The 21659-nt window shown below is 67.7% G+C and carries 13 protein-coding genes; 11 read left to right on the top strand and 2 right to left on the bottom strand.

The features are described 5' to 3' along the window. Nucleotides 1-11 precede the first annotated feature (11 nt). From ACLBYA_RS19945 to ACLBYA_RS19915, 7 genes are all read left to right on the top strand, one after another. Nucleotides 12-1553, top strand: a complete 1542-nt coding sequence (locus ACLBYA_RS19945) for an AMP-binding protein (RefSeq protein WP_447711169.1) — start codon at nucleotides 12-14, stop codon at nucleotides 1551-1553. 125 nt (nucleotides 1554-1678) lie between these two features. Continuing rightward, complete coding sequence (locus ACLBYA_RS19940; RefSeq protein ID WP_447711168.1) at nucleotides 1679-2869, top strand: amidohydrolase family protein; 1191 nt, start codon at nucleotides 1679-1681, stop codon at nucleotides 2867-2869. Further along, on the top strand, nucleotides 2866-4323 hold the full coding sequence (locus ACLBYA_RS19935) for a FadD3 family acyl-CoA ligase (protein WP_447711167.1): 1458 nt from the start codon (nucleotides 2866-2868) through the stop codon (nucleotides 4321-4323). The genes ACLBYA_RS19940 and ACLBYA_RS19935 overlap by 4 nt, the downstream gene beginning before the upstream one ends. Nucleotides 4324-4452: 129 nt before the next feature. Beyond that, nucleotides 4453-5298, top strand: a complete 846-nt coding sequence (locus ACLBYA_RS19930) for a hypothetical protein (RefSeq protein ID WP_447711166.1) — start codon at nucleotides 4453-4455, stop codon at nucleotides 5296-5298. Beyond that, complete coding sequence (locus ACLBYA_RS19925; RefSeq protein WP_447711165.1) at nucleotides 5295-5963, top strand: hypothetical protein; 669 nt, start codon at nucleotides 5295-5297, stop codon at nucleotides 5961-5963. The genes ACLBYA_RS19930 and ACLBYA_RS19925 overlap by 4 nt, the downstream gene beginning before the upstream one ends. Beyond that, nucleotides 5948-6970, top strand: coding sequence for a patatin-like phospholipase family protein (locus ACLBYA_RS19920; RefSeq protein WP_447711313.1), 1023 nt, complete (start codon nucleotides 5948-5950; stop codon nucleotides 6968-6970). The genes ACLBYA_RS19925 and ACLBYA_RS19920 overlap by 16 nt, the downstream gene beginning before the upstream one ends. A 5-nt stretch (nucleotides 6971-6975) precedes the next feature. Next, nucleotides 6976-7578, top strand: a complete 603-nt coding sequence (locus ACLBYA_RS19915; RefSeq protein WP_447711164.1) for a 2-C-methyl-D-erythritol 4-phosphate cytidylyltransferase — start codon at nucleotides 6976-6978, stop codon at nucleotides 7576-7578. Here ACLBYA_RS19915 and ACLBYA_RS19910 read toward each other — a convergent pair. Then, the gene (locus tag ACLBYA_RS19910; RefSeq protein ID WP_447711163.1) at nucleotides 7562-8269 is read right to left on the bottom strand and encodes an IspD/TarI family cytidylyltransferase; all 708 of its coding nucleotides are present in this window, start codon (nucleotides 8267-8269) and stop codon (nucleotides 7562-7564) included. The two genes, ACLBYA_RS19915 and ACLBYA_RS19910, sit on opposite strands and share 17 nt — an antisense overlap. 66 nt (nucleotides 8270-8335) lie before the next feature. Between ACLBYA_RS19910 and ACLBYA_RS19905 the strand changes: the two genes are divergently transcribed. Beyond that, a complete protein-coding gene (locus ACLBYA_RS19905) occupies nucleotides 8336-9589 on the top strand; it encodes a low temperature requirement protein A (protein ID WP_447711162.1) in 1254 nt (417 codons plus the stop codon). Here ACLBYA_RS19905 and ACLBYA_RS19900 read toward each other — a convergent pair. Beyond that, complete coding sequence (locus ACLBYA_RS19900; RefSeq protein WP_447711312.1) at nucleotides 9586-10866, bottom strand: MFS transporter; 1281 nt, start codon at nucleotides 10864-10866, stop codon at nucleotides 9586-9588. The two genes, ACLBYA_RS19905 and ACLBYA_RS19900, sit on opposite strands and share 4 nt — an antisense overlap. 72 nt (nucleotides 10867-10938) lie before the next feature. Between ACLBYA_RS19900 and ACLBYA_RS19895 the strand changes: the two genes are divergently transcribed. The 3 genes from ACLBYA_RS19895 (at nucleotide 10939) to ACLBYA_RS19885 (ending at nucleotide 21639) form a co-directional block, all read left to right on the top strand. Further along, a complete protein-coding gene (locus ACLBYA_RS19895) occupies nucleotides 10939-11088 on the top strand; it encodes a hypothetical protein (protein WP_447711161.1) in 150 nt (49 codons plus the stop codon). Beyond that, nucleotides 11079-11822, top strand: a complete 744-nt coding sequence (locus ACLBYA_RS19890) for a MerR family transcriptional regulator (RefSeq protein WP_447711160.1) — start codon at nucleotides 11079-11081, stop codon at nucleotides 11820-11822. The genes ACLBYA_RS19895 and ACLBYA_RS19890 overlap by 10 nt, the downstream gene beginning before the upstream one ends. A gap of 583 nt (nucleotides 11823-12405) precedes the next feature. Further along, on the top strand, nucleotides 12406-21639 hold the full coding sequence (locus ACLBYA_RS19885) for a fatty acid synthase subunit beta domain-containing protein (protein ID WP_447711159.1): 9234 nt from the start codon (nucleotides 12406-12408) through the stop codon (nucleotides 21637-21639). Nucleotides 21640-21659: the final 20 nt, after the last annotated feature.

The raw sequence follows: 21659 nt of genomic DNA, 5'->3' as shown, positions 1-21659 counted from the left end.
GCATCACCGGCGTGCGTTGCATCCCCGCGGAGCTGACCGAACGCTATATCGAGCAGGGCTGGTGGCGGCCCGAGACGCTCGGCCAGATGCTGGCCGAGGGGTTGTCGGCCAGTCCTGACGCCGGCTTCTGTGTGCACTCCGAGGTGCGCCCGTACCGCGGCACCTTCGCCGATGTCGAACGACGGGCCCGCTTCCTTGCCGGCGGGCTACGCCACCGCGGTGTGCGGCCGGGCGACGTGGTGGCGATGCAGTTGCCCAATTGGATGGAGGCTGCCGTCTGTTTCTGGGCGTCGGCGCTGCTGGGGACGGTGACCGTGCCCATCGTGCACTTCTACGGGCGCAAGGAACTCGGTCACATCCTGGCCACCGCGCGGCCCAAGGTGTTCCTGACCACCGAGCAGTTCGGCCGGATGACGTTCCAACCCGATCTGTGCGCGGATATCCCGATCGTCGGGCTGGTCGGGCAGGCCTCGTTCGATGAGCTGTTCGCCGACGAACCGCTGACCGGTGCGCTGCCCGCGGACCCGTCGTCCCCGGCGCTCATCGCCTTCACCTCGGGTACCACCAAACAGCCCAAGGGGGTCATCCACAGTCACCAGACACTGGCCTTCGAGACCCGCCAACTGTTGGACAACTACCCACCCGACCGGGGGCGCCAGCTCACCGCCACACCCGTCGGCCACTTCATCGGCATGCTCGGGGCGTTCCTGATCCCGGTGCTGGAAGGCGCGCCGATCGACCTGTGCGATGTGTGGGATCCGGGCAAGGTGCTGGACCTGATCGAGCGCGAGGGACTGTCCATCGGTGGTGGTCCGCCCTATTTCGTCACCAGCCTGATGGACCACCCCGGGTTCACCGAGGCGCACCTGGCGAAGTTCACGACGGTGGGCCTCGGCGGGTCGACGGTACCCGCGACCGTCACCCGACGGCTGGCCGATCTGGGCCTGTTCGTCTTCCGCGCCTACGGCAGTACCGAGCACCCGTCGATCACCGGCTCGGGAGCCTCGGCGCCGGAGGACAAGCGGCTTTTCACCGACGGCGATGTGCGGCCCGGGGTCGAGATCCGGCTCGGCCCCGATGGCGAGATCTTCAGTCGAGGGCCCGATCTGTGTCTGGGCTACACCGACGATGAGCTGACGGCCACAGCGTTCGACGAGGACGGCTGGTACCGCACCGGCGATATCGGCGTCCTGGATGCCGACGGTTATCTGACCATCACCGACCGCACCGCCGATCTGATCATCCGCGGCGGGGAGAACATCAGCGCCCTCGAGGTCGAGGAGGTCCTGCTGGCCATGCCGGCCGTCATCGAGGCCGTCGTGGTGGCCGCCCCCGATGACCGCCTTGGCGAACGGGTTGCCGCGGTATTGCGGATCCGCGCGGGCGCGGCCATGCCGAGCCTCGGCGAGGTGCGCGAACACTTCGAGCGATCCGGGGTGGCGCGGCAGAAATGGCCCGAGGAACTGCACGAGGTCGCTGCCGGCGCCGACCTCCCACGCACTGCCAGCGGCAAGGTGCAGAAATATCTGGTCCGGCAGAGCGTGCGGGCCTGACCGCCTGCCGGGTCGGCGGTGTCGATGCAGCGGAACGTCATTACCGCGCGTGCCGCGAGGCGTCCGGGCATTGCGATCGCGCGAGATTGAGAATATGATTCTCATGAACCGAAAAGGAGCATCTCATGGGTCAGCTGTCGCATCGCGTCGACGTTCCGTTTCCGCTTTTTGACGCGGACAACCATCTGTATGAGCCGCCGGAGGCCATGACCAAGTACCTCCCCAAGGAGTACAAGGACATCGTCCAGTACGTCGAGATCAACGGGCGCACCAAGATCGCGCTCAAGGGGCAGATCTCGAACTACATCCCCAACCCCACCTTCTCGGTCGTCGCCAAGCCGGGCGCCTGGGAGGAATACTTCAAGTTCGGCAATCCCGACGGCAAGAGCAAGCGCGAGCTGTTCGGTGAGCCGATGAAGGCGATCCCGGCCTTCTTCGAGCCCGAGCCCCGCATCAAGGTGATGGACGAACTCGGTGTCGACCGCAGCCTGATGTTTCCGACCCTGGCCAGCCTCATCGAGGAGCGGCTGTCCGACGACCCGGTCGCCATCCACGTCATCGTCCACGCCCTCAACGAGTGGTTGCACGAGGTGTGGGGTTTCAATTACCAGAATCGCATCTACACCACGCCGGTCATCACTCTGCCGATCGTCGAGAAGGCGATCGACGAGCTGGAATGGGCGGTCAAGCGTGGCGCCCGTGCCATCCTGATCCGTCCCGCTCCGGTGCCCGGATTCCGCGGCCCGCGCTCGTTCGCGCTGCCCGAGTTCGACCCGTTCTGGGAGCGTTGTGTCGAGTACGACATCTTCGTCGGTATGCACTCGTCCGACAGCGGCTACTCGCGCTACACCTCCGAATGGGACGGCGCCGCACAGGAGATGCTGCCCTTCCAGACCAACGCCATGTCGATCCTCAACGAATGGCGCCCGATTCAGGATGCCGTCGCGTCCTGGGTCATCCACGGTGCGCTGTTCCGGCATCCGAAGCTCAAGGTCGGCATCGTCGAAGCCGGCTCGAAATGGATGTTCCCGCTACTGGATTCCATGTCCGAGGTGTACAAGAAGGCCCCCGAGGCGTTCCTGGGCAACCCGATGGAAGAGATCAAGAACCGCATCTACGTCAGCCCGTTCTACGAGGAGGGCATCGACGATCTGATCAACCTGATCGGTGTCGATCAGGTGCTGTACGGCTCCGACTGGCCGCACCCGGAGGGCCTGGCCGAGCCCACCCACTACATCACCGCTCTTGAGCACCTGGCCGTCGAGGACCAGGCCAAGATCATGGGTGGCAACCTGGGTCGACTCATCACGGCGTGACCTACCACCAGCAATGGGAGACCATCCCCGAGATGGTCTTGAGCGTCGGCGACCGCTTCGGTGACTCCGAAGCGGTCGTCGACGGACCGCTCCGGCTCAGCTACGTCGAACTGGCAGACCGGATACGCACGGCGGCAGGCGCTTTCGCTGACTTCGGCATCGAGCGTGGTGACCGGGCGGCGATCTGGGCGCCGAACTCCGCAGCCTGGTTGATCGCGGCGTTCGGCCTCGTCACTGCCGGCGGTGTCGTCGTCCCGGTCAATACCCGGTTCAAGGCCGACGAGGCCGCCGATATCATCACCCGCAGCGGCGCCAAGGCGGTACTGCGTCAAAACGGTTTCCTGGGACAGGAATTCGCTGTCCCCGACAGCGTGCCGGCCATCGAGATCACCTCGGACTTCCTGGGCAGTGGGCGCCCGTACGTGGCAGCCGGGCTGCGGGGTACCGATACCGCCGACATCATCTACACGTCGGGCACCACCGGTAGGGCCAAGGGCGTGATGATGAATCATCGACAGACGCTTCGGCTCTACACCGAATGGTGCGATCTGGCCGATCTGCGCGAGGGTGACCGTTACCTCATCGTCAACCCGTTCTTCCACACATTCGGTTACAAGGCGGGGTGCATCTCCTCGTTGATCCGCGGCGCGACCATCCTGCCGGTCTCGGTGCTCGATGTGCCCGCCGTCGTCGATCTCATCGAGACCGAGCGGGTGACCATGCTGCCCGGCCCGCCGACGCTATATCACTCGCTGCTGGCCGTCGAGGACAAACAGCGACTGGCCACCCTGCGTGCCGGTGTGACCGGAGCGGCTGACATCCCGGTGGAGCTGATCCGCCGCGTCCACGAGGAACTGCCGTTCCAGACGCTCGCCACCGGTTACGGACTGACCGAGGCCGGCACGGTGACGCTGTCGCGCCCTGGCGACTCGTTCACCGATATCGCCACCACCGCCGGTCTGCCGTGTGACGGTGTCGAGGTGCGCCTCGCCGACGATGGCGAGGTGCTGGTGCGCGGGTACAGCGTCATGCAGGGCTATCTGGACGACCCGGCGGCCACCGCGGACACCATCGATACCGACGGCTGGCTGCACACCGGGGATCTCGGCGAATTCGACGTGGCCGGACGGCTGAAGATCGTCGGTCGTAAGAAGGACATGTTCATCGTCGGGGGATTCAACGCGTACCCCGCCGAGATCGAAGGCTTCCTGTTGGAACATCCCGCCGTCCGGCAGGCCGCGGTGATCGGGGTGCCGGATGAACGCATGGGTCAGGTCGGCAAAGCCTTCGTGGTCCTGCGTGAGACCGGACTGTCGGAGGCCGATCTGATCGGCTGGAGTCGCGACCGGATGGCGGGATATAAGGTCCCGCGGTACGTAGAGTTTCTCGAGACGCTGCCGCTGAACGCGACCGGCAAGGTGATGAAGGATCGCTTGCAGGCCGGGAAAAGCTGAGCGTACGCACAGCTTGTGAATAGTATTTCCGCAGGAAGAAAGACATTTTCCGGCGGTTCAGCCATGAGGTATCGTCGGTTTGATGGTCGAGATTGGAAATGTCATTCTCGTTTGCTGTTGGAGGACAGGATGCTGAGCCGAAAGCGTGGGGCAACGTCGCCCGACGCCACCGAGGCCGATGCCCTCACCCTGTCTGCCGAGGAGGCGGAGGCCGAGGCCGCCGAAGCCGAGGCGGCAGCCGTCGCGGCAAGGGCCCGCGCGCGCGCCATCAAGCTGCGTCGAGAGGCTGAAGAGGCGGCGAAGGCCGAGCCCGCGGTCGGAGGGTCTACGGAGGACGGCAGCTCCGCGGTCGAACTCACCGAGTCGGCCACCGAGGTCGATGCCACCGAGGTCGATGCCACCGAGGTCGATGCCACCGAGGTCGATGCCACTGAGATCGACGTCGCCGAACCCGATGAGCCGCAATCCTCTGCGCGCTCCGGGCGGCTGCCGGGACTGGCCAAGGTCGCCGCGGTCGTCCTGGCGGTGGTGGCGATCGCCGGGCTGGCCGCGTTCAGTGGTTTCATCGTCTGGCAGCATCGAGCGGCCGACCACCAGCGCCAGCTCGACGCGGACTTCTCGGCGGCGGCCCGGCAGGGCGTGGTGTCGTTGATGTCGCTGAACTTCACCAGCGCCGGGGCCGATGTGCAGCGCATCCTGGACAACTCGACCGGACAGTTCCGCGAGGATTTCGCGAGCCAGGCCGAGGAGTTCACGAAGGTGGCCGAGTCCTCGAAGGTGGTGACGGAGGCGACGGTGTCCGCCACCGCCGTGCAGTCCAAGACCGAGGACACCGCCGATGTGTTGGTCGCGGCCAATTCGACGATCACCAATGCCCAAGGTGCCAAAGAGAATCCGCGCAACTGGCGGTTGATCGTCAGCGTCGCCCGCGACGGAGACCAGATCAAGATGGCGAAAGTCGAGTTTGCGCCGTGACCGTGCCCAATGACCAGGACATCCGCCTCGACGCCGACGATATCGAGGCAGACCGTATCGAGGACGTCGCGGCGGATAAAGCGGACGACACCGCGGCGGACGAGGCCGAGGACACCGGCCCGACCACCGTGCCCGCAGCGCGCGTTCCCGCGCGGGGTGGCCGAAAAGTCTTGCAGCAGGCCCGACGCCATATCGTGGCACTGGTGCTGGTTGCACTGCTCGCGGTGGCCGGCGGGGTGACGGGCTGGCTCTACGCCACCCAGTTCGTGCCGGACCGGGCGACCAACGCCGCCGCCGCCGATGCCGCTCTGACCGCGGCCAAGGACGGCACGGTGGCCATGTTGTCCTATGCCCCGGAGAGCCTGGATCAGGATTTCACCGATGCGAAAACACATCTGACCGGTGATTTCCTGAACTACTACAACCAATTCACCGAGCAGATCGTCGCGCCGGCGGCGACCAAGAAGTCGGTCTCGACGACGGCCGCGATCGTGAATGCCGCGTTGGTCGAGCTGCAGCCCGATTCGGCAGTGGTGCTGGTGTTCCTCAACCAGACCACCACCAGCACGGAGAACCCGGACGGTTCGTTCTCCACCAGTGCGGTCAAGGTGGGGCTCAAGAAGGTCGACGACAGCTGGCTGATCTCGGCATTCGACCCGGTGTAGCCGGCGCCTCCCGGGCCGACCTCGTCCTCTCCGGCGGGGGAGTCAAGGGTATCGGTCTGATCGGTGCCGTCGCGGCACTGCTGGACGCGGGCTGCCTTGCCCAGCGGGTGTCCGGGACATCGGCGGGCTCGATCGTGGGTTCTCTTGTCGCTGCGGGACCGCAACTGTCCGGCGGTGAGTTCAAAGAGATTGCGCTGGAATTGAAGTACCGCAAGTTCCGCGACCCGACGCTGATCGGCCGTGTTCCGGTGGTGGGCCCGTCCTTGGCGCTGGCCCGCGGGCGCGGCATCTACAAGGGTGACTACGCGCACGACTGGTTGCGCGGCCAACTGCGCAACCTCGGCGTCGGTACCTTCGGGGATCTGGCGATCGAGGATGACCAGCTCGCACCCGAGCAGCGCTACAAGCTGGTGGTCACCGTCGCCGATATCACCACCGGACAGTTGGTGCGGCTGCCCTGGGATTATCGCCGGGTCTACGGTCTGGACCCGGACGAGCAGTCGGTCGCCGATGCGGTGCGGGCATCGATGTCCATCCCGTTCTACTTTCGCCCGGTGCCGCTGGCCGATGTCCGCGGGCGGGTGTCCACGCTCGTCGACGGCGGGCTGCTGTCCAACTTCCCGATCGACTCCCTGGACCGGTCCGACGGTGCCGCACCGCGGTGGCCCAGCTTCGGTGTCACCGTGCTGCCGAATCTGCCCAATGACACCGATCATCTGCTGCCGGCCTGGGCGCCGTTGCGGCGGTTGGGGCCGTCCCGAATGCTCGACGATGTCATCACCACCGTACTGGTCGGCCGCGATCAGGCTTATCTCAACCAGCCGTGGGTCAGCGCGCGGACGATCAGGGTCGACTCGACGGATATCGGTTTTCTCGACTTCGGGATCACCGACGCCGAGGTCGAGGCGTTGTTCGACAACGGGTACCGGGCGGCCGCCGACTTCCTGGCCGGGTGGAGCTGGCAGTCATACCTGCAGCGGTTCCGGGCCGGTCACCGGCTACCCTGACCGCCGTGAGACTTTCCGCCATCCTGCCGTTGCCGCCGGGGGACCGTCCGGCCGCGGTGTTCACGCCGCTGGCGGGGCAGTCCGCGCTGCTTCGGATCGTCGGCGCGCTGGCCCCGGTGGTGCACGAGATCGTGGTGCCGGTCGCGGCGGGACTGGCCGACGAGGTCGATACGACGCTGTCGGGATTCGCCGTGGAGATCGTCGCGGTCGATGAATCGGCAAGCCGGGCAGAGTGTTTGGTGTCCACGGCGGATCTGCTGAAACAACGCGGGACGACCCATGTGCTGCTGGCCGACCACCGGTACCCGCTGCTGGCGGCGTCCCTGGTCGACAGGGTGGTGCAGGCACTCGTCGGAGGAGCCGAAGTGGTGGTCCCGGTGTTGCCGGTGACCGACACCGTGAAAGTGGTTGACAGGCAGGGCACGATCACCTCGACGGTGGATCGTTCGCAGCTGCGGTCGGTGCAGTACCCGCACGGGTTCGCGATCGGTCGGCTGCTCGCCGGCGACCTGGCCGACGCCGTCACGGTGCCCGGTGATGCCGATGCCGTCGCGGCGGACCTGCCCGATGACGCAGCGCTGCTGGCGGCGGTTATCGCGTGCCGGTGAGCAGATGCTCGGCCAGCCGGATATCCGGTGGATAGGTGACCTTGAGATTGGTTGCAGCGCCGGGGAACACCCGTACATCGGTGTCGGTGAAATGCTGCACACACGATGACGTGTCGGTGCCGTCGAAGGCCTCGGTGTCGGCGCGACGATAGGCCGCCAGCAGCGGGGCCGCGCGGAAGGCCTGCGGTGTCTGCACCCGGACCACCGATTCGGTCAGCGGTTGCAGCCCGGTGCCGGTCGGTCGGGCCAACCCGACGGCTTCGACCGCGGGGACGGCACCTCCGAAGCGCCGCGCGGTCTCCAGTGCCGACCGCATCATCGCCGGCCCGGCCAACGGCCGCGCTGCATCGTGGATGAGCACGATGTCGACGGCGCCGGATTCGATATCGGGGGCGATATGGCGCAGCATGTTGAACTCCGATTCGTGGCGGCTGTCACCACCGGAGACGAGTTCGATTGTCCGCCCGGGTAGTTCCTCGCGCACCATGCGGTCGGCGGTGTCGAATTCGCCGCGGCGGTGGACCAGGATGACGCGGTCGATCTCGGGGGTGTCGGCAACGGCCTGTACGGACCAGGCCAGCATCGGGCGGCCCGCCAGACTCAGATAGGCCTTGTTGCCGTCGGCGCCGATCCGCGCGCCGATCCCGGCCGCCAGCACGACCCCGACTGCGGTGGGAGCTCGATCGGTCACCGGCACCCGTTCACGCTAGCGTGTTGCATCGGTGTGCCGGTGCCGGCCGGGGATGAGGGGGCGCATATGACGTCATCTGGTGTGCAGCGTTCGCGGCCGAGTGGCATCGTCGTCATGTCCGGGCGCGATCCGCACGAGTCGCACCGCGTGGCGACCCCGCTGGAATTGCTGTTCGACCTGACCTTTGTGGTGGCGTTCGGGGTGGCGGCCTCGGAGTTCGCGCACGCGTTCGCCGCCGGTCACGTGGCGGTGGGCCTGGCCGGGTTCTGTTTCGCCACCTTCGCGGTGTGCTGGGCGTGGATCAACTTCACCTGGTTCGCGTCGGCCTATGACACCGACGACTGGGTCTACCGGCTGACGACCATGCTGCAGATGGTCGGTGTGGTGATCCTGGCGCTCGGCCTGCCGGACATGTTCGCCTCGCTGGAGCACGGTGGGCACGTCGACAACCGGGTGATGGTCGCCGGCTATGTGGTGATGCGCGTCGCGATGGTCGCCCAGTGGCTGCGCGCCGCCCGCCAGGATCCGGCCCGGCGCAAGGCCTGTCTGACCTACGCCGCCGCCATCTCGATCGCCCAGGTGGGATGGATCGCGGTGATCATCGCCAACACCGGGCTGTTGGTGACCGCCCTGCTGGTGATCGGACTGACGCTGGTCGAGATGGCCGGTCCGGTGATCGCCGAACGGCGCGGTGGCGGAACCCCGTGGCATGCCCATCACGTGGCCGAACGGTACGGACTGATGGCGATCATCGCCCTCGGCGAAGGGGTCGTCGGGACCGTGGCGACCCTGACGGCCGCCGTGCATGACCACGGCTGGAGCACCGACGCGATTCTGGTCGCGGTCGCCGGGGTGGGGCTGACCTTCGGGATGTGGTGGCTGTACTTCATGGTGCCGACGGGCGAGTTGTTGCATGCGCACCGGGAGCGGTCGTTCTGGTTCGGCTATCTGCCGATCGTGTTGTTCGGTGCCATCGTGGGCACCGGCGCGGGGCTGCACCTGGCCGCCTATTACCTGGAGGAGCACTCGGAGTTGGGGTCGGCGGCCTGCGTGGCCACCGTCGCCGTCCCGGTCGGGGTGTACCTGTGGCTGGTCTACCTGCTGCACGCCCTGCTGCTCAAGGCGCACAGCGCGGTACATCTGGGGCTCAATCTGCTGGCCACTGCGGTGCTGGCCGGTGCCGTGCTGCTCGCGGCATCCGGGGTGGCGATCTCGGTATGCCTGTTGGTGACGACGCTGGCGCCGGTGATCGTGGTCGTCGGCCATGAGCTGATCGGGCACTGCGACACCGCGGCCGCGGTGACGGAGGCGACCGGCTAGCGTCCCGCGGCCTGCGGTTCGAAGGTCTCCAGCAGGATGCGGTCCGACGCGTTGCCCTGCAGTCCCAGCTGTCGCCGGGTCTTACGCCGGGTGACCAGGATGCCGACGACGGCCAGCGCCCACACCAGGTACTGCAGCGTCCACGCCAACCGGAAGGATTCTGGGGAGTAGCCACCGGCGGCGTCCAGGATCAGGCCCATGGCCTGCATCAGCAGCAACGAGGCCAGGAACCCACCCATGTTGACCATGCCCTGCGCGGTGCCGAGCGTGGAACTGGGATTGAAGGTGCGGGCGAAATCGAATCCGACCATCGAACCGGGCCCACCGACCGAGATGACCACGACCAGCGTGATCAGCAACCACAGCGGTGCCGCACCGGGCAGTGCCAGCACGATCGTCCAGATCAATGCGTTGCTGCCGATGATCGCCAGCACGAACCAGGATCGGCGGTGCGGGAACCGGCCGCAGAGGATGCCCAGCACCACACCGGCGGCAATCGCCGTCACCACCGAGATGGTCAGCAACATGCCTGCCACACTGCGCGGCTGGCCCTGTGCGGTGGTCACGTATGGGACACCCCACATGAGACAGAAGGTGGTCACCGAGAACTGGGTGCCCAGATGGGTGAAGAACCCGAGCCGGGTGCCGGGCCGCATCCAGACGTTGTGGACGCTGGCCAGTGACCCACGCACACTCATCGTGGTGGTGGTGACCAGCTTGCCGTCCGGGGTGTTCTGCACCAGGGTGGCGGCCAGCACCAGAGCGATCACCGCGAAGGCGGCGACCGTCAGGTAGGCCGAAGTCCACCCACCGATGCCGAGCAGGGCCAGGAACGGCACCGCCGAAAGGATCTGTCCGAGTTGCCCACTGATCCCGGTGAGCTGGGTGAGCAGCGGGACCCGGCGCGCCGGGAACCAGTGCGGCACCAACCGTAGCACCGAGATGAAGGTGACGGCATCGCCGAGGCCGACGACGGCGCGTGCGGCCAGCGCCAGCGCCAGCGAATCGGTGACGGCGATCGCGAGCTGGCCGGCGACCATCAGGGCGCCGCCGGTCACGATGAGCAGTTTGGATCCGTACCGGTCCAACAGCACGCCGGCCGGCACCTGCGCGCCGGCGTAGACGATGATCTGCAGCACCACAAAGGTCGACAACACGCTGGGGCCGGCATGGAAGCGTTCGCCGGCCTCCAGGCCGGAGACGCCGAGGGTGGTCCGGTTGAGCACCGCGACGATATAGGCGAGGAGCCCGGTCGCCCAGATGATCCACGGACGCACGTCGGGGCCTTTCGTCGCGGGAAGTCCGTCCATGGTCCCAAATTCGTGGGATGAATTGCCAATCATTTTCCGGTGACATCGCTCACCGCGTTGCCTGAATTTGCATCACTGCTGTTTCAAAGCAGTTTCTCAGTTTGCTCAAACTGCACCATCGCGCGCTACAGTGTGATCATGACCGTGTATCTCGGGGGCTATCGTGCGGTGGCGGCCGCATGGCGCTGACCGAATACCGTCTGCAGGACCTCGCGCGGATCTCCGGGGTCAGTGCGCGCAACATCCGTGCCTACCGGGAACGCGGACTACTCGACCCGCCGCGCCGCGAAGGGCGGTCGGCCTTCTACGACGCGTACCACCTGGCCCAGCTGCAGACCATCAACGACCTGTTGGCACGCGGTTTCACCTCGGCGCACATAGCGGAGTTCTTCGAGACCATGCGGTCCGGTCGCAACCTGACCGAGGTGCTCGGGTTGCAGTACGCCATCCTGCGCACCGGCACCGAGTCCGACGGTGCGGCAGGACCGCGGGTCGACATCGACCCGCGCAGTGCGGCGGGGCAACGCCTGATCGAACTGGGGTTGGCGCAGCGTGCCGGATCTGGTCTGGAGTTCACCAGTGACGTCATCGGTCGGGCGATCGCACGCTCACCCGATCCCGTCGGTTATGTCGAGGTGGTGCTGCAGCTTGTCGACGCCACCCACGGCAGCATCGAGGTGATGGCCGCCGGGGCGATCACCGCGCTGAAGCAGGCGGTGGCGCAGAGTTACGGGTCCATGCGGCCCAGTGCGGGCAATATCGACGAGATGACCCGGCTGGTGTCCGACTTTGCCGGGTTCACCCGCGCGGTCATCGCCGATCAGGTGGAACGCGCCCTCCGTCGCAGGTTGGTGACCGAGATCTCCGATTTCAACGCCAGCCTGATGGCCAGTGGCCAGTGGCAGCAGCGCGAGGAGTCCTGATCGCGCGGTATGCGAACCGGCAAAACTTACTGATCAGTAATAATTGCCAGCAAACTTTTTCGGCGCCACCCGGCGGATCGGTGAACACTTCTGGTCGAAGTGTCCTCTTTTCGGGCTCGCTCGCGGGCCCGCCAGCGGCGTTCCAACCGCCAAATTCTTATATAACGATTTGATAACAACATCGCCTTGATCTGGGAAGTTATAGCTACTCGACCGTAACCACCTGCATGCAGGACGTTTGTCCCGCTGAGCTTTCACGGTCGTTCGGGCGTCTGTAACGCAACTCATGGTTACCCGGGCGTAGAACTCGCCAGTAACCATTTGGGGACGGAAAATGGCTCTAGCTCTTATGACACTCTTAGTGGGGTTGGGCTGTCCGCTGGACTGTCCCGGGAATCGGTAGCGCGGGTCCCCGGACCGTCGGGGCGAGCACCGACCAGCCGAGATTCAACGCCGAATCACCGCAGACTTTTCGGAGATCTGGGTCCGGGGGACCCAGATGGCCTCCTCGCCGCGACGACGCGGCAGACCAGTACGACCAGTGATATCGCGTGACAAGACTGCACCGAGGGAGAGACACGACGTGACGATCAACGAACACGACAGGGTGGCAGCCGGTAAGAACGGACTCAACGAAGGGTCCTTGGGGGGCGCGCATGCACTGGTGGATCTGCTCAACGCCGGCGAGCCGTATGCCGTCGCGTTCGGCGGTCAGGGCGGTGCCTGGTTGGAAAGCCTGGAGGAGCTCGTCAGCTCCGCGGGCATCGAGTCCGAACTGAGCGAACTCGTCGGTGAAGCCGCCCTGCTGCTGGAGCCGGTGGCCCGCGAACTCGTCGTGGTGCGCCCGATCGGCTTCGAGCCGCTGCAGTGGGTGCGCGCGCTGGCCGCCGAGGAACCGCTGCCCGACACCAAGCAGCTCACCACCGCGGCCATCTCCGGCCCCGGCATCCTGCTGACCCAGATGGCCGCGATCCGGGCGCTGACCCGCCAGGGCCTGGACCTGATGGGCACCCCGCCGGTCGCGATGGCCGGCCACTCGCAGGGCATCCTCGGCGTCGAGTCGCTGAAGGCCAAGGGCACCCGGGACGCCGAATTGCTCGCCCTGCTGCAGCTGATCGGCGCCGCCGGTTCGCTGATCTCCCGCCGTCGCGGGATGGTCGGCCGCGGTGACAAGAGCCCGATGGTGTCGGTCACCAATGTCGACCCCGACCGCATCGTCGAGCTGCTCGAAGACTTCTCCACCGATGTGCGCACCGTGCTGCCGCCCGTGCTGTCCATCCGCAACGGCCGCCGCTCGGTCGTCATCACCGGCACGCCCGAACAGCTCGGCCGCTTCGAGCTGTACTGCTCGAAGATCACCGAGAAGGAAGAGGCCGAGCGCAAGAACAAGTCGCGCGGCGGCGCGGTGTTCTCCCCGGTGTTCAACCCCATCCAGGTCGAGGTCGGCTTCCATACCCCGCGCTTGGCCGACGGTGTCGCACTCGTCGATCGCTGGGCCGCCAAGTGCGGTATCGACACCGAGCTGGCGCACCGCATGACCGAGTCCATCTTCGTCAGCCCCATCGATTGGGTTGCCGATGTCGAGGCCCTGCACACCGCAGGCGCCCGCTGGATCATCGACCTCGGCCCCGCGGACACCGTCACCCGCCTGACCGCGCCGGTCATTCGCGGCCTGGGCATCGGCATCGTGCCCGCGGCCACCCGCTCCGGTCAGCGCAGCCTGTTCACCGTCGGCGCGGTGCCCGAGGTGCCCGCCCCGTGGACCAGCTACGCGCCCTCCACGATCACCCTGCCCGACGGCTCGGTGAAGCTGTCCACCAAGTTCACCCGCCTGACCGGACGCTCGCCGATCCTGCTGGCCGGCATGACCCCGACCACCGTCGACGCCAAGATCGTCGCCGCCGCCGCCAACGCCGGGCACTGGGCCGAGCTCGCCGGCGGTGGCCAGGTCACCGAGAAGATCTTCGAGGACCGGGTCGCCGAACTGACCCAGCTGCTCGAGCCGGGCCGTGCCATCCAGTTCAACTCGCTGTTCCTGGACCCGTACCTGTGGAAGCTGCAGCTCGGCGGCAAGCGCATCGTGCAGAAGGCCCGCCAGTCCGGTGCCCCCATCGACGGTGTGATCGTCACCGCCGGTATCCCCGAGCTCGACGAGGCCGTTGCGCTCATCGAGGAACTCAACGAGATCGGCATCACGCATGTGGTGTTCAAGCCGGGCACCATCGACCAGATCAAGGCGGTCATCAAGATCGCTGCCGAGGTCCCGGGCAAGGACGTCATCGCCCACATCGAGGGCGGCCGCGCCGGTGGTCACCATTCGTGGGAGGACCTCGACGACCTGCTGCTGGCCACCTACGCGGACCTGCGCAAGCTGTCCAACATCACCATCTGCGTCGGCGGCGGCATCGGCACCCCGGAGCGAGCCGCTGACTACCTGGCCGGTCGCTGGGCGCAGGACTACGGCTTCCCGCTGATGCCGGTCGACGGCATCCTGGTCGGCACCGCCGCGATGGCCACCCTGGAGGCCACCACCTCACCCGCCGTCAAGCAGCTGCTGGTCGACACCAAGGGCACCGACGTGTGGGTCGGTGCCGGAAAAGCCCAGGGCGGCATGGCCTCCGGGCGCAGCCAGCTGGGTGCCGACATCCACGAGATCGACAACACCGCATCGCGCTGCGGCCGCCTGCTCGACGAGGTCGCCGGTGACGCCGATGCCGTCGCCGAGCGCCGCGACGAGATCATCGCCGCGATGGCCGACACCGCGAAGCCGTACTTCGGCGACGTGGCCGGCATGACCTACCTGCAGTGGTTGGACCGCTACGTGGAACTGGCCATCGGCGAAGGGGATTCGACCGCCGACACCAAGGCCGCCGACTCACCCTGGCTGGACATCACCTGGCGGGAGCGCTTCGAGCAGATGCTCAAGCGTGCCGAGGCCCGGCTGCATCCCAACGACTCCGGCCCGATCGACACGCTGTTCGCCGCGACGCCGGAAGGCGAAGCGCTGCTGGAACATCCGGCCGCAGCCGTCGACACCCTGCTGAACCGCTACCCGGACGCCGAGACCCTCAAGCTGCACCCGGCCGATGTCCCGTTCTTCGTCACGCTGTGCAAGACGCCGGGTAAGCCGGTCAACTTCGTCCCGGTCATCGACAAGGACGTCCGCCGCTGGTGGCGTAGTGACTCGCTGTGGCAGGCGCATGACGCCCGCTACACCGCCGATCAGGTGTGCATCATCCCGGGCACCGCCGCCGTCGCGGGTATCACCCGCGTAGACGAGCCCGTCGGGGAGTTGCTCGACCGGTTCGAGCAGGCCGCCATCGACGAGGTGGTCGCCACCGGCGTCACACCGGTTCCGGTGGTGTCGCGCCGCCAGGCCAACCCGGGTGCCACCGGTCCGATCGCCGTGGTGCTGGATTCGCCCGACGTGCTGTGGGCCGGGCGCACCGCCATCAACCCGGTGCACCGCATCGGTGCCCCGGATGAGTGGCAGATCAACGAGAATCGCGCCGCCACCCACCCGTCCACCGGATCGCGCCTGGAGCTCACCGACGAGGGTGTGACGCTGAGCGTCCCGCTGTCCGATATCTGGATCGACATCAAGCTGACGCTGCCGGCCGCCACCGTCAACGGTGGTATGCCGGTGGTCACCACCGAGGACGCCGCCGCGGCCATGCGCGCCGTGCTGGCCATCGCGGCCGGCGTCGACGGGGTGGACTCGCTGCCCGCCGTCGTCGACAACACCGCCACCGTGACCGTCGGCTGGGATCCGGAGGAGGTCGCCGACCACACCGGCGTCACCGCCACCTTCGGCGCCCCGCTGGCCCCGGGCCTGACCCTGGTGCCCGACGCCCTGGTCGGCCGCTGCTGGCCCGCGGTGTTCGCCACCATCGGTTCGGCGGCCACCGATGCCGGCTTCCCGGTCATCGAGGGTCTGCTGAGCCTGGTGCACCTGGACCACGCGGCCCACCTGCTGGCACCGATGCCCAAGGACGCCGCCGAATTGACCGTCACCGCAACGGCTTCGGCCGCGGTCGACACCGAGGTCGGCCGGGTCGTCCCGGTGAGTGTGACCATCTCCGACGCGGCGGGCACCGAGCTGGCCCGCCTCGAGGAGCGGTTCGCCATCCGCGGCCGCACCGGTGCGGCCGAACTGGAGGATCCGGTCCGTGCCGGTGGCGCGATGACCGACAACGCGACCGACACCCCCCGTCGTCGCCGCCGCGATGTCACGATGACCGCGCCCACCGATATGAGCGCGTTCGCTGTCGTCTCCGGTGACCACAACCCGATCCACACCGACCGGGCCGCAGCTCTGCTGGCGGGGCTCAAGGGCCCGATCGTGCACGGGATGTGGCTGTCGGCCGCAGCCCAGCACGTCGTCACCGCCACCGACGGCCGGGCCACCCCGCCCGCCCGCCTGGTCGGCTGGACCTCGCGCTTCCTGGGCATGGTGCTGCCCGGTGACGAGATCGAGTTCCGCGTCGACCGCGTCGGCATCGACCGCGGTGCGGAGATCATCGAGGTGACCGCCAAGGTCGGCGGCGATCTGGTGATGGCCGCCTCGGCCCAGCTGGCCGCGCCGAAGACGGTGTACGCCTTCCCAGGCCAGGGCATCCAGCACAAGGGCATGGGCATGGAGGTCCGCGCCCGGTCCAAGGCCGCCCGCAAGGTGTGGGACATCGCCGACAAGTTCACCCGGGAGACCCTGGGCTTCTCGGTGCTGCATGTGGTCAAGGACAACCCGACCAGCCTGATCGCCTCCGGTGTGCACTACCACCACCCCGAGGGCGTGCTGTACCTGACGCAGTTCACCCAGGTCGCCATGGCGACCGTCGCGGCGGCCCAGGTGGCCGAGATGCGTGAGCAGGGTGCGTTCGTCGAAGGTGCCATCGCCTGCGGTCACTCCGTCGGTGAATACACCGCGCTGGCTTGTGTTTCCGGTGTGTACGAGCTGCCCGCGCTGCTGGAGGTGGTGTTCCACCGCGGCTCCAAGATGCACGACATCGTTCCGCGTGATGCCAAGGGCCGCTCGGATTACCGGTTGGCCGCCATCCGGCCGTCGCAGATCGACCTGCCCGATGACGAAGTCACCGCGTTCGTCGCCGAGATCGCCGAGCGCACCGGTGAGTTCCTGCAGATCGTGAACTTCAACCTGCGTGGCTCGCAGTACGCGATCGCCGGCACCGTGCGCGGTCTGGAGGCGCTGGAGGAGGAGATCGAGCGGCGCCGCGAGATCAGCGGTGGCAAGCGGTCGTTCATCCTTGTGCCCGGTATCGACGTGCCGTTCCACTCCGAGGTGCTGCGGGTCGGCGTCGCCGACTTCCGCCGCTCTCTGGAGCGGGTCATGCCGACCGACGCCGACCCGGATCTGCTGATCGGCAAGTACATCCCGAACCTGGTGCCGCGGCCGTTCACGCTGGACCGTGACTTCATCCAGGAGATCCGGGACCTGGTGCCGGCCGAGCCGCTCGACGAGGTGCTCGCCGACTACGACACCTGGCGTAACGAGCGTCCGCGTGAGCTGATGCGCAAGGTCGTCATCGAGCTGCTGGCCTGGCAGTTCGCCAGCCCGGTGCGCTGGATCGAGACCCAGGACCTGCTGTTCATCGAAGAAGCAGCCGGCGGCCTCGGTATCGAGCGGTTCGTCGAGATCGGTGTGAAGACCGCGCCGACGGTGGCGGGCCTGGCGACCAACACGCTGAAGCTGCCGGAGTACTCGCACAACACCACCGAGGTGCTCAACGCCGAGCGTGACGCCGCGGTGCTCTTCGCGACGGACACCGACCCGGAGCCCGAGCCCGAAGAGGTTGCGGCACCGGAGCCTTCGGCGGCGGCCGCGCCGGCAGCGGCGGCTCCCGCCGCGGCACCGGCCCCCGCGGTCGCGCCGTCGGGTGGCCCGCGACCGGACGACATCACCTTCGACGCCTCCGATGCGACGCTGGTGCTGATCGCGCTGGCCGCGAAGATGCGCCTCGACCAGATCGAGCCGCTGGACTCCATCGAATCCATCACCGACGGTGCGTCCTCGCGGCGCAACCAGATGCTGGTGGACCTCGGCTCCGAGCTGAACCTCGGCGCCATCGACGGTGCGGCCGAGGCCGATCTGGCCGGCCTCAAGGCACAGGTGACCAAGCTGGCCCGTACGTACAAGCCGTTCGGCCCGGTGCTGTCCGACTCGATCAACGATCAGCTGCGCACGGTGTTCGGCCCGTCGGGTAAGCGCCCGGCCTACATCGCCGAACGTGTCTCCAAGACATGGGAACTGGGACCGGGCTGGGCCAAGCACGTGACCGCCGAGGTCGCGCTGGGCACCCGTGAGGGCTCCAGCGTCCGCGGCGGCAACATGGGCGGCCTACACGAGGGTGCGCTCGCCGATGCGGCCTCGGTCGACAAGGTCATCGATGCGGCCGTGCAGGCGGTCGGGGCGCGTAAGGGCATCCCGGTGAGCCTGCCGTCCTCCGGTGCCGCCGGTGGCGGTGTGGTGGATTCGGCGGCCCTCGGCGAATTCGCCGAGCAGGTCACCGGGCCCAACGGTGTGCTGGCCAACGCGGCCCGCACCATCCTGGGCCAGCTCGGGCTCGACAACCCGGTCAGCGCACCGGACACCGTCAGCGATGCCGACCTGATCGACCTGGTGACCACCGAGCTCGGTTCGGACTGGCCGCGGCTGGTCTCGCCGGTGTTCGACGCCCGCAAGGCCGTCGTCTTCGACGACCGGTGGGCAAGTGCCCGTGAGGATCTGGCCCGGCTGTGGCTGCTCGACGAGAGCGAGATCGATGCCGACTGGCAGCGCCTGTCGGAGCGGTTCGAGGGCGCGGGCAACGTGGTGGGCACCCAGGCCACCTGGTGGCAGGGCAAGTCGCTGGCGGCCGGTCGCAATGTGCACGCCGCGCTGTACGGCCGCGCGGCCGCCGGTGCGGAGAACCCGGACAAGGGTGGCTACGCCAACGAGGTGGCCGTCGTGACCGGTGCCTCGAAGGGTTCTATCGCTGCCTCGGTGGTGGCCCAGCTGCTCGGTGGTGGTGCGACCGTCATCGCGACCACCTCGCGCCTGGACGACGACCGGTTGGCGTTCTACCGCAACCTGTACCGCGACAGCGCCCGCTTCGGCGCGACGCTGTGGGTGGTGCCGGCCAACATGGCCTCGTACTCCGATATCGACGCGCTCGTGGAGTGGGTCGGTAGCGAGCAGACCGAGAACCTGGGCCCCAAGGCCATCCACCTCAAGGATGCGCAGAACCCGACGCTGCTGTTCCCGTTCGCCGCACCGCGTGTCGGCGGGGATCTGTCCGAGGCGGGTGCGCGTTCCGAGATGGAGATGAAGGTGCTGCTGTGGGCCGTGCAGCGGCTCATCGCCGGGCTGTCGCATCTGGGTGCCGAGCGCGACATCGCCTCGCGTCTGCACGTGGTGCTGCCGGGCTCGCCCAACCGCGGCATGTTCGGCGGTGACGGCGCCTACGGTGAGGCCAAGGCCGCACTCGATGCGGTGGTCACCCGGTGGAAGGCCGAATCCTCGTGGAGCCAGCGGGTTTCGCTGGCGCACGCGCTGATCGGCTGGACCAAGGGCACCGGGCTGATGGGCCACAACGACGCCATCGTCGGTGCCGTCGAAGAGGCCGGTCTGACCACCTACACGACCGCCGAGATGGCCTCGATGCTGTTGTCGCTGTGCGATATCGACGCCAAGGTGGCCGCCGCCCGCGAGCCGATCGAGGTCGACATGACCGGTGGGCTGGGCGAGATCGCCATCGATATGGCCGAGCTGGCCGCCAAGGCCCGCGAGGACATGGCCGGTTCCGCCGCCGACGAGTCCGAGGAGGACGACCAGACCGGTGTCATCCGGGCGCTGCCGTCGCCCCCGCGTGGCTACCAGGCAGCCCCGGCCCCGGCCTGGGACGACCTGGATATCGATCCGGCCGACATGGTGGTGATCGTCGGCGGTGCCGAACTCGGCCCGTACGGCTCGTCGCGCACCCGCTTCGAGATGGAGGTCGCCGGCGAGCTGTCCGCGGCCGGCGTCCTGGAGTTGGCGTGGACCACCGGCATGGTCAAGTGGGAGGACGATCCCAAGCCGGGCTGGTACGACACCGAGACCGGTGACCTGGTGGACGAGTCCGAACTGGTCGAGCGCTACCACGATGCCGTGGTCGAGAAGGTCGGCATCCGCGAGTGGGTGGACGACGGCGCGATCGATCCCGATCACGCTGCGCCGCTGCTGGTCTCGGTGTTCCTGGACAAGGACTTCACCTTCGTGGTGTCCTCGGAGCACGACGCCCGCGAGTTCGTGAAGTACGACCCGGAGCACACGATCATCGCCCCGGTGCCGGACAGCGCGGACTGGCAGGTCACCCGCAAGGCCGGCACCGAGATCCGGGTGCCGCGCAAGGTGAAGCTGTCGCGCACCGTCGGCGCCCAGATCCCGACCGGGTTCGATCCGCAGGTCTACGGCGTCACGCCGGATATGGCCAGCTCGATCGACCGGGTGGCGCTGTGGAACCTGGTGACGACCGTCGATGCGTTCCTGTCGGCGGGCTTCAGCCCGGCCGAGCTGATGCGTTGGGTGCACCCCAGCCTGGTGGCCAGCACCCAGGGCACCGGCATGGGCGGCATGACCTCGATGCAGACGATGTACCACGGCAACCTGCTGGGACGCAGCAAGCCGAACGACATCCTGCAGGAGGTGCTGCCCAACGTCTTCGCGGGCCACGTCGTGCAGTCCTACATCGGCAGCTACGGCTCGATGATCCACCCGGTCGCGGCATGTGCCACGGCGGCGGTGTCGGTCGAGGAGGCCGTCGACAAGATCGCCTTGGGCAAGGCCGATTTCGTGGTCGCCGGTGGTTATGACGACCTGACGCTGGAGGCCATCACCGGCTTCGGCGACATGTCGGCCACCGCCGACACCGAGGTGATGCGCGGTAAGGGCATCAGCGATTCGAAGTTCTCCCGCGCCAACGATCGTCGCCGGCTCGGGTTCGTCGAATCCCAGGGCGGCGGAACGATTCTGCTGACCCGCGGTGACCTAGCGGTGCAGATGGGTCTGCCGGTGCTGGCCGTGGTGGGCTACGCCTCCTCGTTCGGCGACGGTGTGCACACCTCGATCCCGGCTCCGGGCCTGGGCGCCCTGGGCGCGGGTCGCGGTGGCGCGCAGTCGCGGTTGGCCCGCTCGCTGGCCAAGCTCGGCGTGACCGCCGACGATATCGCCGTGGTGTCCAAGCACGACACCTCGACGCTGGCCAACGACCCCAACGAGACCGAGCTGCACGAGCGGCTGGCGGCCTCGATGGGCCGGTCGAAGGGCGCACCGCTGTTCATCGTCAGCCAGAAGAGCCTGACCGGGCACGCCAAGGGCGGCGCGGCGGCCTTCCAGATGATGGGCCTGTGCCAGATCCTGCGCGACGGCGTCATCCCGCCGAACCGCAGCCTGGACTGTGTCGACGACGAACTGTCGCATGCGCAGCACTTCGTCTGGGTCCGTGAGACCCTGCACCTGGGCGAGAAGTTCCCGATCAAGGCCGGTCTGGTGACCAGCCTCGGGTTCGGCCACGTGTCCGGTCTGGTGGCGCTGGTGCACCCGCAGGCTCTGATCGCCGCGCTACCGGCCGATCAGCGTACCGACTACCAGGCCCGGGCCAATGCCCGTGTGCTGGACGGTCAGCACCGGTTGGCCTCGGCCATCGCCGGTGGGCCTGCGCTGTACGAGAAGCCGGCCGACCGCCGGTTCGGCAGCGACAGCCCGGAGAAGCCTCAGGAAGCGGCCATGCTGCTGGATCCCGAGGCACGCCTGGGTGCCGACGACCACTACTCGAAGTGAGCGAAGGACAGTCGGATACC

The sequence above is a fragment of the Mycobacterium sp. C31M genome (assembly GCF_053345865.1).
This window is presented reverse-complemented; position numbering and strand designations above follow the sequence as displayed.